This is a genomic window from Curtobacterium sp. ZW137, assembly GCF_003762905.1.
In the GTDB taxonomy this organism is placed as follows: Bacteria; Actinomycetota; Actinomycetes; order Actinomycetales; family Microbacteriaceae; genus Curtobacterium.
In genome coordinates, this window is record NZ_RJKS01000003.1 from 150,375 (window position 1) to 165,671 (window position 15,297).

Below are 15,297 nucleotides of genomic sequence, written 5' to 3' on the forward strand. Positions count from 1 at the left end.
CGCTGGCAGTGTGCGTACGTCAGGCAGGGGCAGGCGGAACGGCGTGCGGTCAGGCGGCGGCGGGGCGCTCGGCAGCCGGACGCCGGCGGAGCTCGGGGCGCAGGACCGCCGGCGGGTTGTACTGCTGGTCGAGGCGGCCGACGTCGGTGCCGGGCGGCACGATCGCGTCGATGCGGTCGAGCACCTCGTCGGAGAGCGCGACCTCGGAGCCGGCGAGCAGGTCGTCGAGCTGCTCCATCGACCGGGTGCCGATCAGCGCACTCGTGACGCCCGGGTGTGCGATCGCGAACGCCATCGCGAGGTGCGTCATCGGGATGCCCGTGTCCTCGGACAGTGCCACGACCTGCTCCACGGCGTCGATGCGGCGCTCGTCGGAGTTGTGCTGGAACATCCGGACGCGAGCGAGGTCACTGTCCTGCCCCTTCCGGAACCGCCCCGTGAGCATGCCGCCGGCGAGTGGGCTCCACACGAGCGTGCCCATGCCGTAGCGCTCAGCGGTCGGCAGGACCTCGCGCTCGATGCCGCGGTTCAGGATCGAGTAGGTCGGCTGCTCCGTGCGGAAGCGCTCGAGCCCTCGGCGCTCCGACGTCCACTGCGCCTCGACCTGCATCGACGCCGGGAAGTCCGAGCTGCCGATCGCGCGGACCTTGCCGCTCCGGACCAGGTCGGTCAGCGCGGAGAGCGTCTCCTCGACGTCGACCGTGTCGTCGGGGCGGTGCGCCTGGTAGAGGTCGATGTGGTCGGTCTGCAGTCGGCGGAGGGAGCCTTCGACCGCCTGCATGATCCATCGCCGGGAGTTGCCCTGCTGGTTCGGGTCGTCGCCCATCGGGCCGTGGAACTTGGTGGCGAGGACGACCTGGTCACGGCGGCCCTTGAGCGCCTTGCCCACGAGTTCCTCCGATCCGCCCTGCGAGTAGCGGTCCGCGGTGTCGATGAGGTTGATGCCCGCGTCGAGCGCACGGTGCACGATGCGGATGGAGTCCTGCTCGTCGCCGTTGCCGATGCGGCCGTCCGTGCCGAGCATCATGGCGCCGAGTGCGAAGGGGCTGACCTGGATCCCGGTGCGGCCGAGGGTGCGGTACTGCATGGTGGTGCCTCCTGTCGATGGCGTCCTGACCGTCGGTGCCGTATCGTGGACCGAACCGGAACGCCCTTCCGGAACTATACGGAAAGCCATTCCGTTTACGCAAGGAGCAAGGGAGAACCCGTGCGCGCCGACGCCCGACGCAACCTCGACGCGCTGACCGACGCCGCCAAGGCCGTGTTCGCGACCGACGGGGTCGACGCCCCCGCGAAGGTCATCGCCGATCGGGCCGGAGTCGGCGTGGGCACGCTCTACCGGCACTTCCCCCAGCGGTCCGACCTGGTCGTCGCAGTGTTCCAGCGCGCGGTCGACGCCTGCGCCGACGCCGCTCCCGAGCTCGCTGCGACCCACGCTCCAGACGAGGCGCTCGCGCTCTGGGTGCAGCGGTTCACCGAGTTCGTCGCGACGAAGCGGGGCCTCGCGTCGGCGCTGCACTCCGGGGACCCCGCCTTCCAGGCGCTGCCGGAGTACTTCCTCGGCAGGCTCGGCGACGCGCTCACCGGGCTCCTCGACACCGCCGCCGCGGCGGGCACCATCCGCCCGGACGTGGACGCCCGTCAGCTGCTGCACGCCGTCGCGGACCTCTGCCACGGCGCACCGACGCCCGAGCAGAGCCAGCTCATGGTCGGGCTCCTGGTCGACGGACTCCGCTACCGCGCGACGGTCTGACCCGCGCGCTGACCGATCGGGTGCAGCCGCTCGTCGGCCGTGGCGCGTACCGCGTCCGTCACCCGTTCCAAGAGCGGCGACGCGAGGTTCCAGCGCTGCCACCACAGCGCCACGTCGGCGCGACGCCCGGGGGTCAGCTCCACGAGCGAACCCTGCTCGAGGGCTCCGAGACACTGCGCCTCCGGCAGCAGCCCCCACCCGAAGCCGAGCGACACCGCCCGCGCGAAGTCCGCCGAAGTCGGGACGAAGTGCCGCGGACCCCGGGGAGCGTGCCCCACGACCCGTCGCAGGAACCCCTGCTGCAGGTCGTCGTCGTGGTCGTAGTCCACGAGCGGCACCCGGTCGAGCCGCTGCAGCATCCGGCGCTCCGTGTCCGCGCCGTCCAGGTAGCGAGCGACGAACGCCGGCGACGCCACCGCGCGGTACCGGTCGATGCCGAGCGGCACCGACGAACAGCCCTGTACCGGCTCCGACTCCGCCGTGACCGCGGCCATCACCGTGCCGGAGCGGAGGAGCTCGGCGGTGCGGTCCTGGTCTTCGCGGTGCAGGTCGAAGACCACCTCGGTGTCCGCGCGCACCAGCGCCAACGCATCGAGGAACCACGTGCCGAGTGAGTCCGCGTTCACCGCAAGCGGGATCGACGGGATGGACGACCGCGCGTCCCCGCCCTCGCCGAGTGCCCGTGCCGTCTCGTCGTCGAGCAGTCGGACCTGACGCGCGTGTCGGAGCACCACCGCCCCGGCGGCCGTCGGCTCGATCGGGACGGTCCGCTGCAGCAGGACCCGTCCGACGAGCTGCTCCATCGCCTTGATCCGCTGGGAGACGGCCGACGGGGTGATCGACAGCGCGCGGGCAGCGGCCTCGAACGTGCCGAGGTCGACCGCCGCGAGGATCGTCTCGAGGTGTTCGCGCTGTAGTCGGAGCATGAACTGAGCTTACGGCGCATCAGGAACGTGAGCTGTACTGCATCCGCGCCGACGCCTACCGTCGTCTCGTGACCGTCATCCTCCCCGTGCTCGCCGGCCTCGGCACCGGACTCGCCCTCATCGTGGCGATCGGTGTGCAGAACACGTACCTGCTCCGGCTCGCGGTGAGCGCACGTCTCCGGGTCGTGGCAGCCGCGGTGGTGGTGTGCGCGGTGTCCGACGCCGTGCTCATCATCGCCGGGGTGCTCGGCGTCGGGGCCGTCGTCGAGCGGTTCCCGGTCGCGCTCGTCGTGGTCCGGCTCGTGGGCGCTGCCTTCCTGCTGACGTACGGGGTGCTCGCGGCGCGGCGGGCATTGCGCCCGTCGGGCGATGCGATCCGGGTGGCAGCCGAGGACGACGGGGTCGCCGTGGGCACCTCGACGGACGGCGGGAACGCGGACGACGACGGGGTCGCGCCCCCGGGCGAACACCGCGCCCCGGTGCACGGGGGCGCGACGTCCGTGGCGGGGCGCGACGCGGCAGTGGACCCGGCCACGGTGGGAGCCGGGCCGGCGGGGCGCGACGCGGCAGTGGACCCGGCCACGGTGGGAGCCGGGCCGGCGCGGCGCGACGCGGCAGTGGACCCGGCCACGGTGGGAGCAGGGCCGGTGCGGACGACGCTCGCCCAGCCTCCAGGCCGAAGCGACCGCACAGGCCGGAGCGGAGTCGCCGCCCCCGCGATGCGCACGGCGGTCCTGACCATGCTCGTCTTCACGTGGGCGAACCCGCACGTGTACCTGGACACGCTCGTGTTCCTCGGGTCCGTCGCCAACCAGCAGGGCGCCGACGACCGCTGGTGGTGGACGCTCGGTGCCGTCGCGGCGAGCTGCCTGTGGTTCGGCGCGCTCGGGTTCGGCGGGCGGCTGCTCCGGCCGCTGTTCGCGAAGCCGCTCACCTGGCGCGTCTTCGACGGCTGCGTCGCCGTGATCATGCTCGCGTTCGGCGTCGCCTTGCTCATCGGCGCCTGACTCCGGCGGCGCTTCTTCGACAACCAAGAGCAGTTCGCACCACGGGATCACGTGGTGCGAACTGCTTTCAATTGTGCGAGGCCAAGACGCACCACGCGGCGGCGGATGCCTACTGCAGCCCGCGCCCCACCCGGCTGTTCCGGCGGCTGTACCCGAAGTAGATCGCGAAGCCGATGACCAGCCAGACGACGAAGCGCAGCCACGTCTCGACCTCGAGGTTCAGCATCAGCCAGAAGCACAGCACGGCGGACAGGATCGGGATCACCGGCGACCACGGCACCCGGAACGACCGCGGCGCGTCCGGCCGGGTCCGACGGAGCACGATGATCCCGATCGACACGAGCACGAACGCGGAGAGCGTCCCGATGTTGATCATGCCCTCGAGCTTGTCCACCGCGGTGAACCCGGCGAGCAGCGCCACGACGATGCCCGCGACGACCTGCACCCGGACGGGCGTCTGCGTCTTCGGGTTCGTCACCGAGAACCAGCGGGGCAGCAAGCCGTCGCGGCTCATCGAGAACACGATGCGGGACAGGCCGAGCAGCAGCACCATCACGACGGTGGTGAGGCCGATGAGCGACCCGATCGCGATGATCCCGGCGGCCCACGGCAGACCCACGAGGTCGAAGGCCGAGGCGAGGGAGGGCGCGTCCTCCTGCGCGAGCTGCTTGTAGGAGACCATGCCGGTGATCACGATGCTGACGCCGACGTAGAGCAGGGTGACGATGCCGAGCCCGATGAAGATGCCGCGCGGCAGCGTCTTCTGCGGGTTCTCGGTCTCCTCCGCGCTGGTCGCGACGACGTCGAAGCCGATGAACGCGAAGAAGACCAGCGATGCGGCGGCGAGCAGACCGAAGACGCCGTACTGCGCGGGCTCGGAGCCGGTGAACCAGGACACGAGTGACTGCGTCCAGACACTGCCCTCTGACCCCTTCGACGGCTGCGCGGCGGGGATGAACGGGGTGAAGTTCGCGGCCTTGACGAAGAAGGCGCCGACCACGATGACGAACACGACGATCGCGACCTTGATGATCGTGATGATCGCGGAGACGCGGGAGGACAGACGGGTCCCGAACGCGAGGAGCGCGGTGAAGATGCCGACGATGAGGACGGGTCCCCACGTGAAGCCGATCGGGCCGAGGGCGATCGTGCTCGGGAGCTTGACGCCGAAGACCTCGAACGCGGTGCTGAGGTAGATGCCCCAGTACTTCGCGATCACGGCACTGGCGGTGAGGGTCTCGAGGATGAGGTCCCAGCCGACGATCCACGCCAGCAGCTCGCCCATCGTGGCGTAGGTGAACGTGTACGCGGAGCCGGCGACCGGGATGGTGGAGGCGAACTCGGCGTAGCACATGATCGCCAGGCCGCACGTGACGGCGGCGAGCAGGAACGAGATGATCACGCCCGGGCCGGCGAAGTTCGCCGCGGCGTTCGCCCCCACCGAGAAGATCCCGGCGCCGACCGCGACCGCGATGCCCATCGCGGCGATGTCGAACGTCTTCAGGGAGCGCTTCAGCGAGCGTCCCTGTTCTTCCGAGTCGGCGAGGGAGGCCTCGATCGACTTCGTGCGGAGCTTCGTTGCCATGGGGTGGTTCCCGTCATCGGCTGGCGTGGGACCCCGGAAGGGTACTGGCGTACCACCCCGGTACGCAAAGCGTCCGCATGGACGGTCCGGTCTGCAGACGGCGGTGCAGAACCGGACGGGAGGCCCGGTGTCAGTCCGCCGCGCGTCGCCAGTCCGCCAGGTAGCGGGCTCCCGCCTCGTCGTGGATGACACCGTCGGGTGCGGTGAGCACCGGGTACGGCGTCGCCGGGACACCGTCCGACGGACGGACGTCCACGTGCGCCACGTCGTGCCCGTTCGCGTGCAGCCAGTCGGCCATCGCGTAGTCGCTCCGGGAGTCGCCCATCGTGCGCCAGGTCAGCGGCAGCTCGCCGTCCTCGGCGAGGAGCTCGAGGGAGCGCTCTGCACCCATGTCCTTGCCGCTGCGGTCGGACTCGACGTCGGTGGAGATGATCGTCGGGTCGATGCGCCACGCGACGGAACCGTCGGCAGCGGGCCGGACGTCGTCGAGCCGGCGGACGCCGAGACCGCGGCGCTGGAGTGCGGCCATCGCCCGCTCGTCGAACTCCGGCTGGCGGGCGAGGTAGGTGGCGTTCGGCACCTCGACGCGCTGCTCGACGGACACCATCGCGCGCTTGGTCTCGTCGAAGAACACCAGGTCGGCGTACTCGGCGCGCACGAGCTCGCGCATCTCGTCGGCGTAGTCGGTGGGGAGCGCGAGGTCCTCGGCGATCGCGATGTCGCTCATGCCGTCCTCGTACTGCGGGCCGATCGAGCACCAGACGGCGCCCTTCTCGCACACGGCGTGCACCCGGCCGCCGGGAGCCAGCCCGCCGGCGAGCAGCGGACGGACGACCTGTTCACGGATGAAGGCGTCGCTCCGGCCCGTGTTGAACACCACGGGGATGCCCTCTGCCGCGAGCGCGACGAGGTCCTCCACGATGCTCTGGATCGCGATGGTGCGGGAGACGGGACTGGCGATCGGGCCGTCGACGTCCAGCAGGAGTCCGAGTCGGGGTGCGCTCACCCGACCATCCTCTCAGTGCCGCGGGGTCCGGAGCGCGCCGAGCAGCCGTGCGAGGGTCGCAGCGTCGGGGATGTGCCCCTGGCCGTCGATCATCACGAGCTCGGAGCCGGGGATCGCCTCGGCGGTGGCCCGCGCGGCGAGCCGGAGCCACCGCGGGCTGGCGGTGCCGGAACCCACGACGACCGGCACCCCGACCGCGGCGAGCACCCGCTCCGGGATCGCGAGCCCGTTGAGCATCCGGACGTCGCGAGCGAGCACGTGCGCGTCGGCGAGCAGGGTGCGCCACAGGCGGGGACGGAGGCGGAACGCGCTCACCTGGCTCATCGGCAGCCCGAGCACCTGGGCCAGGAACGCCCGGACCGCTGCGGCGCGACGGCCGGCGGCGACCTGCTCGTCGAGGGTGTCCGCGAAGACGACGTCGTCGGCGTGCGGGTCGACGCTCGCGCGGTACGGCGGTTCCCACAGCACGGCCGCCTCAGCCGGGAGACCGGCGGCGAGCGCGTGCAGGACCACACCGGCACCGACGCAGACGGCCAGGACGGTGACCGGGCCGTCGACCTGGGCGACGACGGCGTCAAGGTCCTCGACCTCCCGCTCGATCGCCCACGGACCGGTGTCCCCGCTGTCCCCACGGCCGCGACGGTCGTAGGTGACCACACGGTGGTGATCGGCGAGGCCCTGGACCACGGCTTCCACGAACGGCGTGCCACGGTGGCCGAACGCACCACCGACCACGACGACCGCGGGGCCGTTGCCCGCGTCGGACACCGCGATGCGGGTGCCGTCGGCGGAGACGACCGTTCGGTCGGTGGAAGGGTGCATGTGATCCTCAGCGGTGGTTCGACGGCACTGCGTCGGGTCCTCGGGGAGGGGCCGTGCGGGTCGTCCTCCGAGTGTCGCAGCCCGGCGCGCTGCCGTCATCCCCCGCAACCAGGGGCAGACGACCCTGATCGGGGCAGGCGGACGGTGCCGATCAGACCAGCGCGGTCGTACCCACCGACTCCCGCTCGAGCAGGGAACGCTTCACGTCGAGCCCCCACGCGAAGCCGCCGAGCGACCCGTCGGAACGGAGCACGCGGTGGCAGGGCACGAACAGCGCCGGGGCGTTCCGGGCACACACGCTCGCCGCTGCCCGCACGGCGTCCGGCCGGCCCATCGCCGCCGCGAGCTCGGTGTAGGTCAGGGTGGACCCGGCGGGGATCTCCCGCAGCTGCAGCCACCCCGCTTCGAAGAGCTCGGTGCCGACCTGCCGCACGGGGACCTGCATCGCGTGCTCGATCTCCCCCGCGTAGAAGGCGTCGACGGCGTCCGCGGAGGACACGGGCCCCTCCATCACGGTGGACGGTCGGTGGCGCGCCGGTACCCGCGCCAGGATCCGGTCGAACGAGTCCGTCCAGCCGGACGCGAGCACCCGGCCCTGGTCGTCTTCGAGCACGGTGAACGCGCCGTCGGGGGTCTGGAGGGTGGAGATCACTGCATCGGTCATGGGGTGTCCTTCCGGGACGTCGTGGAAGCAGCACGCGCGGCTGCGGTCGCGCGGTCGACGATCGGCCGCCAGCAGTGCATCGTGAGGTAGCTCCGCCAGGGGGCCACCTGCTCCGACCATAGGGAGAGCTCGCGCGCCGAACCGGGCAGTCCGAGTTCCTGTGCACCGTTCCGCACGGCGAGGTCGCTGTGGAGGAACAAGTCCGGATGGTGCCGGACCCGCAGTGCCACGTAGTCCGCGGTCCACGGTCCGATCCCCCGCACGGCGAGGAGTCCGTTCCGGAGCTCGTCGAGGGACTGCCCGCCGTCGACGACGAGCGACCCGTCCGCCAGCGCGGACGCGACGCGGAGGATCGTCTGGATCCGGGCGGACGGCCCCCGGAGCACCGAACCGCCGCGCTCCGCGATGACGGCGGCGGACGGGAACAGGACACCGTCCGGGGCGATCGCCGTCGGCACGGCTGCACCGAGCGCTGCCACCAGCCGGGTCTGCGCCGTCCGGGCCGCGGCCACCGAGACCTGCTGCCCGATGAGCGTGCGGAACACCACCTCGTGCGCGTCCACCGCGCCCGGCAGCCGGATCCCGGGCACCCTCGTGACGGCGGGCACCAGGGTCGGGACCGATCCGAGCACCGTGTCCACCGCGACCGGATCGGCATCGAGGTCGAACAGCGCCCGCACCCGCGCCACGAGCGTCGGCAGGTCACTGAGGTCGGTCACCCGCACGACCAGGTCGATGCCGGTGCCCCGCCCGGCCCCGTCCGGGACCGCGGCCGATGCACTGAACCAACCGGGGCCTCCCGGCAGGTCGAGGAGCCGGCCGTAGGACCGGACCGTGCCGTCGTCGCCCCGCACCACCTGCTCCAGCCCGGCGAGCGCGTGCAGCGCGTGCCAGTCGAGGAGGCCCTGCGCGTCGAACGGCGCGCGGGCCGGCAGGTGCACGTGCAGGCCGCCGTCGAGGGTCGGCTGGATCCGCCGGCGGGCACGGAGCTCCGACGGGGTGACGGCGAAGACCTCGCGCACGGTGTCGTTGAACTGCCGGACGCTCGCGAACCCCGCGGCGAACGCGACGTCCGCGATCGGCAGGTCGGACGACGTCAGCAGCGTCCGTGCGGTCTGCGCCCGGTGCGCACGGCTCAGCGCCTTCGGTCCGGCCCCGAGCTCCTCCGTCATGATCCGACCGAGGTGCCGTTCGGAGTAGCCGACGCGTGCCGCGAGCCCGGGGACGCCTTCCCGCTCGACGACGCCATCGAGGACGAGGCGCATCGCGCGGCCGGCGACGTCTTCGCGGAGGTCCCACTCCGGGCTGCCGGGAGTGGCCTCCGGCAGGCAGCGCTTGCACGCGCGGTACCCGGCCAGGTGTGCGGCGGCGCTCGTCCGGTAGAAGGTCACACCCGTCGACCGGGGCGTGCGCGCCGGGCAGCTCGGGCGGCAGTAGATGCCGGTCGAGTGCACGGCGGTGACGAACTGGCCGTCGAACCGCGCGTCGCGCGACGCCGCGATGCGGTACCGCTCGTCGTGCAGTGCGTCGGTTCCCGTGGTGGTCATGCGGCAAGCCTGGCACGCGCCACCGTCATCGACTGGCGGAAATCGGACGGCGCAGCCGGGAGGCTCCGGTACCGTCGGGCACATGGGTTCCGGTGCCGAGACGGTCGCGTCCAGTGCCCTCGACCACGTCACCCAGGTCGAGGTCGCGACGCTCCTCGTCTCCCGGCGACACCGCTACGAGGGACGGCCCGCCGACGGCGCACTCCCCGCGGACGAGGAGGAACTGCGCGACCGGGTCAGCCTGCGCGCCGGCCTCGGGATCGTCGGCGACCGCTACTTCGCGTCCCGGGCACACGTGCACGCGTCCGTCACCGTGATCGGGCTCGAGGCGCTCGAGGACGTCGGACGGTCGCTCGGCGTCGCGCTGGACCCGGTCGCGACCCGTCGGAACGTGTTCCTGCGGGGCGTCGACGTCGAGGCGCTCCGGGGCGAGCCGTTCTCGCTCGACACCGGCGACGGCCCCGTGCTGTTCCGCGGGTACCGGCCGGCGAACCCCTGCGCCTGGATGGACCACGAGATCGCTCCCGGCGCGTTCCGGGCGATGCGCGGACGGGGCGGGGTGCGGTGCGACCCGGAGTCCGACGGCGTGCTCACCCTCGGCCCCGCGGTGCTCCGCACGGCCCGCCCCGTGCCCGTCGGTGTCTAGCGGCTAGACGCTCGCCGGTGCGAGCGCAGCCTGGATCGCGTCGACGAACGCCGGCAGGTCACCCGGGTTCCGCGACGTGATGATCGTGCTGCCGGTCTCGTCGACCTGGACCTCCTGGTCGACCCACTCGGCGCCCGCGTTCCGGATGTCGGTCTGCAGCGACGGGTAGGACGTGATCGTCCGACCGGTCAGCACGCCGGCCTCCACGAGGGTCCACGGGCCGTGACAGATCGCGGCGACGGGCTTGCCGGCGGCGACGAAGGCCTGCACGAGGTCGACCGCTGCGGTCTCCTGACGGATCGTGTCGGCGTTGATGGTGCCGCCGGGGACGACGAGTGCGTCGAAGTCGCCCGCCTGGACGTTCGCGAGCGTGGTGTCGGGATCGAGGGACTTGCCCGGGTCCTTGTCGCCGACGAGGGTCTGGACCGTGTCGGTCTCCTTCGCCGCGATCGTCACCGAGGCACCGCGCTTCCGAAGTTCTTCCGTCGGGACGATGATCTCGTCCTGCTCGACGCCGTAGTTGGTCGTGATGACGAGGACGTTCTTCCCGTCGAGGGCTGCCATGATCACTCCTTCCACGTGCCGGGGTCTCCGGCCGCACCGACCAGGGTGCTCGGTGGCGCTGGGCGTCGACTCAGCCGCTCGCTGGCGCACCGGGCGTCAGCCGCACAGCGGCGCTCCGGGCGTCAGCCGCGCAGCCGGAATGCCGACCCCTCGGCCGTCACCTCGATGCCGTCGAAGCCCCGCACCCGCGCGAGCCCGACCGTCACGTCCGCGTCGAGCTCCCCCACGACCACGGTCGTCGCACCGGAGGCGATCGCGGACTGCAGGCCGGCGGGGGCGTCCTCGAACGCGACGCAGTCCTCGGCCCGGAGACCGAGGAGCGCCGCGCCCCGGACGTACCCGTCGGGGTGCGGCTTGCCCTGCTCGACGTCCTCCGACGTGACGACCGACTCCGGCACGGTCACCCCGGCGGCGCGCATCCGGTTCAGGGCGAGGTCGCGCGGTGCGCTCGTGACGAGCGCGACGGGGACGCCGGCGTCGACCAGCCGGCCGAGGAACGCGGCGGCGCCGGGGATCTCGATGATGCCGTGGGTGTTCTCGACCTCGTCCGCGACGAGCTCGTCGGCCAGACGACGCTGTTCGGCGTACGGCAGGTCGGGCAGGAAGTGCTGCACGGTGTCGATCGTCTGGCGGCCGTGCGAGAACGCCAGGATCGTCGACGGGGCGATGTCGTGCTGCGCACCGAAGCGGCTCCACGCTCCCTCGACGACCGACGTCGAGTCGACGAGCGTCCCGTCCATGTCGAAGAGGACCCCGGACGCCACGATGTCGATCACGCGCCCGACCCTACCTGTCGGTGGATCCACGCCCGTGTGATCGCGCCCCGCCGCGAACACTGCGCCCGCGCATGTCGGGGCGCGATGTGCGTACGCGGGCGCAAAGCACCCAGAGCGACCGCGACCGCGGCAGATCAGCTGGATCAGGAGCGCCGGAGGTACCGCGTGAGCAGGACGTCGCCCTCGCCGCGGAGCACGTGCGCCAAGCGCATCCGGCGCAGCTCGGGCGAGGCGCCCCGGGCGATGCGCGGCCCCGCGCCGCCTTCGAGCGACGGGTCGACCGTCAGGCACAACTCGTCGACGAGGTCCGCCGCGATCAGCGAGCCGAGGAACGAGGGACCGCCCTCGCAGTGGATCCGCGCGAGCCCCCGGTCCACCAGCGCCGCCCGCACGAGCGCCACGTCCACACGGTCGTCCCCGCACGCGACCACGTCGGCGACCTCGGACAGGGCAGCGCGCCGGTCGGCAGGGGCTACGGACGAGGTCAGCACGAGCGGCCGCACCGGCGCCTCGGTGAAGACGTTCGACGTGGGGTCGAGCGACAGCGACCCGGACACGATGGCGAACACCGGGTGGTCGGGCATCCCGTGCGCCCGGCGCCACGCGACGTCGGACTCCCGCACCCGCATCGGCCCGTACCCCTCGTCGCGCACGGTTCCCGCGGCGACGAGCACCACGTCCGCGACCCGGCGCAGCAGGTCGAACACCCGCAGGTCGTCGGGGCCACCGATGCCGGCCGTGACACCGCCGGCCGATGCGGAGCCGTCGAGGGTGCTCACGAAGTTGACCCGCAACCAGCCGCCGGCCGACGCGGCGGAGTCGACCCGGGCCTCCAGGCCGTCGCCGACCTGCGCCGCACCGAACGGGACCGCACCGTAGAGCGCGATGAGGTCGTCGTCCGTCAGGTCCGCGATCGACGGCGGCAGCACGTTCACGTGTTGTGCCGCGCTTCCACCGGCACACGCCAGCCGAGCGTCGCCTCGACCATGCGCATGGCGTCCACGGACTCCGCGACGTCGTGCATCCGGACGATCCGCGCACCCAGCATCGCGCTCACCGTGGCGACCGCGAGCGAGCCCGCGAGACGAGCACCGCGGGGCCGGCCGAGCGACTCCCCCACGAAGTCCTTGTTCGACACCGCCGCGAGCACGGGGTACCCGAGCGCGACGACCTCGGGAAGTCGGCGGGTGAGCTCGAGCGTGTGCACGGTGTTCTTGTTGAGGTCGTGGCCGGGGTCGACGATGATCCGCGAGTCCGGGATGCCCGCGGCGAGCGCCCGGTCCACGCGCTCACGCAGGAACCCGACCACGGACGCGGTGACGTCGTCGTAGGACGGCGGGACGGGCAGCTGCTGGCGCGGCGGCGCCGTCGAGTGCGTGATGACGATCGTCGCGTCGGAGTCGGCGACGACCGATGCCATCCGCGGGTCGGAGAGCCCCGTCGTGTCGTTGATGACGCTGGCACCGGCGGCGATCGCTGCCGACGCGACCTCCGGGCGGAAGGTGTCGACGCTGATCGTGACGTCGGACTGTCCGGCGAGCTGGGCGACGACGGGGACGACGCGCTCGATCTCCTCGGACGTGGGGAGTTCGGGGCCCGGCGCGAACTTCACGCCGCCGATGTCGACCCAGTCGGCACCGAGTTCGGCGGCACGGACCGCTGCTGCGACGGCGCGGTCGAGCTCGAAGGTCGCGCCGCGGTCGTGGAAGGAGTCCGGGGTGCGGTTGACGATCGCCATCACGGCGATGCGGTGGTCGAAGTCGATCGTGCGGCGGCCGATGGTGCGGACCGGGCTCCGGAGGACGGGAACGACCCATCCGGGCGCGGCCGGCACCGCCGTCATGCGCCGGCGCCGATCAGGGCGATCGCCTCGGCACGCCCCGCCGTGTCGGCGAGCGTCCCGGTGGCGGCGACCGTGACGGTCGACGACGCGGTCTGGCGCTCCCCGCGGGTGGTGACGCACTGATGGCGGGCGTCGAGCACGGCGAGGACGCCCCGTGCCGCCAGGCCCTCCTGCACCGCGGCGACGATCTGCTCGCCGAGCCGTTCCTGCAGCTGCGGGCGGGACGCGAGCGCATCCACCACCCGCGACAGCGTGCCGAGCCCGATGAGCCGCTCGCCCGGTGCGTAGGCCAGGTGGGCGACGCCGGTGAAGGGCAGCAGGTGGTGTTCGCACACCGACCGGAAGCGGATGTCGCGCACGATCACCAGCTCGCCGCGCTCGTCGTCGTCGGTGGGCACGGTGCCGTCCCGGGCGATCGCGACGGCGTCGAGCTCGGTGCCGGAGAAGAACTCCGTGAACGCGTCGACGACCCGCTGCGGGGTGCGGTCGAGCTCCGGGCGGTCAGGGTCCTGCCCGAGTGCTGCGAGGAGCTCCCGCACGGCGGCCTCGGCGCGGGCACGGTCCAGGCGCGGGTTCACGTCCTCCATCCAACACCAGGCCACCGACGTTGCCAGGTTCCTTTAAACTTGGGCGGTGAGCGCCCCGCAGACAACCGAAACGACGCCCCGGAACCGAGTCGCCTCCGGCCTCGACCGCTTCTTCTCGATCACCCAGCGTGGTTCGAGCATCCCCCGCGAAGTCCGTGGTGGTCTCGTCTCCTTCGTGACCATGGCGTACATCGTCATCCTCAACCCGCTCATCCTCGGTGGCTTCAGCGCCGACCAGGCCGCGAAGGACGTCACCGGCGGCTGGCTCGAGAACGCCCAGGTCGCCGCGGCGACGGGACTCGTCGCCGGTCTCATGACGATCGCGATGGGGGTGATCGCGAACCTGCCGTTCGGCATCGCGGCCGGCCTCGGGATCAACTCGTTCCTCGCGGTCAGCGTCGTGCACCAGGTCACCTGGGCGGAGGCGATGGGCCTCGTCGTGATCAACGGTGTGATCATCGTGATCCTCGCGTTGACGGGGATCCGGACGATGATCTTCACCGCGGTGCCAGCGCAGCTGAAGGCCGCGATCACGGTCGGCATCGGCCTGTTCATCGCGTTCATCGGTCTGGTGGACTCCGGGTTCGTCCGCTCCTCGGGTCTCGCGTCGCCGCCGCTGCAGCTCGGCGAGGACGGCTCCGTCGGGGCGCTCCCCACGATCGTGTTCCTCATCGGCCTGGTGATCATCGGCACGCTCATGGCCCGCAAGGTCAAGGGTGCGCTGCTCATCGGCATCATCGCGACGACGGTCATCGCGATCATCCTGCAGGCGATCTTCCACGTGCCGACCTCGGTCGACTCCAAGACCGGGTGGAACCTCAACGCCCCCGGCCTGCCGAGCGCGCTGTTCGCCCTGCCGGACCTGTCGCTCGTCGGCCACTTCGACTTCGGTGCGTTCAGCCGCATCGGCCCGCTCGCCGCGTCGATGCTCGTCTTCACCCTCGTGTTCACGAACTTCTTCGACGCGATGGGCACGATGACCGGCCTGGCGAAGGCCGCCGGGGTCGCGAAGCCCGACGGCACCTTCCCCCGCCTCCGCTCGGCGCTCGTCGTCGAGGGTGCCGGCGCGATCGCCGGTGGTGGCGCATCGGTGTCGTCGAACACCGTCTTCATCGACTCGGCGGCGGGCATCGGCGAGGGCGCCCGGACCGGCATGGCGTCGGTCATCACGGGGCTGCTGTTCCTGGCGTCGATGTTCCTGACGCCGTTGACGCAGGTCGTCCCGCTCGAGGTCGCCGCCGCCGGGCTCGTCGTCGTCGGTGCGCTCATGGTGGCGCAGGTGAAGGACATCGAGTGGAGCGACTTCGGTTCGGCGCTCCCCGCGTTCCTGACGATCGTCGTGATGCCGCTGACGTACTCGATCGCGAACGGCATCGGCGCGGGCTTCATCAGCTGGGTGCTGATCAAGGCGCTGTCGGGCAAGGGTCGTGAGGTCTCGTGGCTGCTCTACGTGGTCGCCGCCGGCTTCCTGCTGTACTTCGCGCGCGGTCCGCTGGAGAGCGTGCTCGGCGTCGGCTGACGCGCGGCGGCGCGCGGCGGCGCGCTGGCGCACTGCGCGCTGCTGCGGCGGC

At 72.1% G+C, this 15,297-nt stretch carries 16 protein-coding genes; 4 read left to right on the forward strand and 12 right to left on the reverse strand.

What is annotated here, in order from left to right; translation table 11 throughout:
- Nucleotides 1-49: 49 nt before the first annotated feature.
- Nucleotides 50-1,087, reverse strand: a complete 1,038-nt coding sequence (locus tag EDF55_RS10290; RefSeq protein ID WP_123654876.1) for an aldo/keto reductase — start codon at nucleotides 1,085-1,087, stop codon at nucleotides 50-52.
- 120 nt (nucleotides 1,088-1,207) lie between these two features.
- Between EDF55_RS10290 and EDF55_RS10295 the strand changes: the two genes are divergently transcribed.
- Nucleotides 1,208-1,753, forward strand: coding sequence for a TetR/AcrR family transcriptional regulator (locus EDF55_RS10295; RefSeq protein ID WP_123654877.1), 546 nt, complete (start codon nucleotides 1,208-1,210; stop codon nucleotides 1,751-1,753).
- On the opposite strand, the gene EDF55_RS10300 is transcribed toward EDF55_RS10295, so the two are convergent.
- A complete protein-coding gene (locus EDF55_RS10300; protein ID WP_123654878.1) occupies nucleotides 1,735-2,679 on the reverse strand; it encodes a LysR family transcriptional regulator ArgP in 945 nt (314 codons plus the stop codon). The two genes, EDF55_RS10295 and EDF55_RS10300, sit on opposite strands and share 19 nt — an antisense overlap.
- 68 nt (nucleotides 2,680-2,747) lie before the next feature.
- Here EDF55_RS10300 and EDF55_RS10305 point away from each other — a divergent pair, with 68 nt between their 5' ends.
- Nucleotides 2,748-3,686, forward strand: a complete 939-nt coding sequence (locus EDF55_RS10305) for a LysE family transporter (protein ID WP_185017309.1) — start codon at nucleotides 2,748-2,750, stop codon at nucleotides 3,684-3,686.
- A gap of 109 nt (nucleotides 3,687-3,795) precedes the next feature.
- On the opposite strand, the gene EDF55_RS10310 is transcribed toward EDF55_RS10305, so the two are convergent.
- The 5 genes from EDF55_RS10310 to EDF55_RS10330 all read right to left on the reverse strand — a co-directional run bounded on the left by EDF55_RS10310 (nucleotide 3,796) and on the right by EDF55_RS10330 (nucleotide 9,310).
- Nucleotides 3,796-5,271: an APC family permease gene (locus tag EDF55_RS10310; protein ID WP_123654880.1), complete on the reverse strand. Its 1,476-nt coding sequence runs from the start codon at nucleotides 5,269-5,271 to the stop codon at nucleotides 3,796-3,798.
- A gap of 130 nt (nucleotides 5,272-5,401) precedes the next feature.
- Nucleotides 5,402-6,277: a hypothetical protein gene (locus EDF55_RS10315; RefSeq protein ID WP_123654881.1), complete on the reverse strand. Its 876-nt coding sequence runs from the start codon at nucleotides 6,275-6,277 to the stop codon at nucleotides 5,402-5,404.
- A 12-nt stretch (nucleotides 6,278-6,289) separates the two neighbouring features.
- Nucleotides 6,290-7,099, reverse strand: a complete 810-nt coding sequence (locus EDF55_RS10320) for an alpha/beta fold hydrolase (protein WP_165931358.1) — start codon at nucleotides 7,097-7,099, stop codon at nucleotides 6,290-6,292.
- A 151-nt stretch (nucleotides 7,100-7,250) separates the two neighbouring features.
- Entirely contained in the window at nucleotides 7,251-7,763 is a 513-nt protein-coding gene (locus tag EDF55_RS10325; protein WP_123654883.1) for a methylated-DNA--[protein]-cysteine S-methyltransferase, read from the reverse strand.
- Complete coding sequence (locus EDF55_RS10330; RefSeq protein WP_123654884.1) at nucleotides 7,760-9,310, reverse strand: AlkA N-terminal domain-containing protein; 1,551 nt, start codon at nucleotides 9,308-9,310, stop codon at nucleotides 7,760-7,762. The genes EDF55_RS10325 and EDF55_RS10330 overlap by 4 nt, the downstream gene beginning before the upstream one ends.
- Nucleotides 9,311-9,392: 82 nt before the next feature.
- On the opposite strand from EDF55_RS10330, the gene EDF55_RS10335 reads away from it, so the two are divergent.
- On the forward strand, nucleotides 9,393-9,956 hold the full coding sequence (locus EDF55_RS10335) for a molybdenum cofactor biosysynthesis protein (protein ID WP_123654885.1): 564 nt from the start codon (nucleotides 9,393-9,395) through the stop codon (nucleotides 9,954-9,956).
- Between the two features lie 3 nt (nucleotides 9,957-9,959).
- Here the strand turns inward: EDF55_RS10335 and EDF55_RS10340 are convergent, their stop codons facing one another.
- The 5 genes from EDF55_RS10340 to folE form a co-directional block, all read right to left on the reverse strand.
- Entirely contained in the window at nucleotides 9,960-10,520 is a 561-nt protein-coding gene (locus tag EDF55_RS10340; protein WP_123654886.1) for a type 1 glutamine amidotransferase domain-containing protein, read from the reverse strand.
- Nucleotides 10,521-10,642: 122 nt separating this feature from the next.
- A complete protein-coding gene (locus tag EDF55_RS10345) occupies nucleotides 10,643-11,296 on the reverse strand; it encodes an HAD-IA family hydrolase (protein WP_123654887.1) in 654 nt (217 codons plus the stop codon).
- Between the two features lie 143 nt (nucleotides 11,297-11,439).
- Entirely contained in the window at nucleotides 11,440-12,231 is a 792-nt protein-coding gene (locus tag EDF55_RS10350; protein ID WP_123654888.1) for a pyrimidine reductase family protein, read from the reverse strand.
- A complete protein-coding gene (gene folP / locus EDF55_RS10355) occupies nucleotides 12,228-13,139 on the reverse strand; it encodes a dihydropteroate synthase (protein ID WP_123654889.1) in 912 nt (303 codons plus the stop codon). Before folP ends, EDF55_RS10350 begins: the two co-directional genes overlap by 4 nt.
- Nucleotides 13,136-13,717, reverse strand: coding sequence for a GTP cyclohydrolase I (folE, locus tag EDF55_RS10360; RefSeq protein ID WP_260235886.1), 582 nt, complete (start codon nucleotides 13,715-13,717; stop codon nucleotides 13,136-13,138). Before folE ends, folP begins: the two co-directional genes overlap by 4 nt.
- A gap of 55 nt (nucleotides 13,718-13,772) precedes the next feature.
- Here folE and EDF55_RS10365 point away from each other — a divergent pair, with 55 nt between their 5' ends.
- Complete coding sequence (locus EDF55_RS10365; protein WP_123654891.1) at nucleotides 13,773-15,245, forward strand: NCS2 family permease; 1,473 nt, start codon at nucleotides 13,773-13,775, stop codon at nucleotides 15,243-15,245.
- Nucleotides 15,246-15,297: the final 52 nt, after the last annotated feature.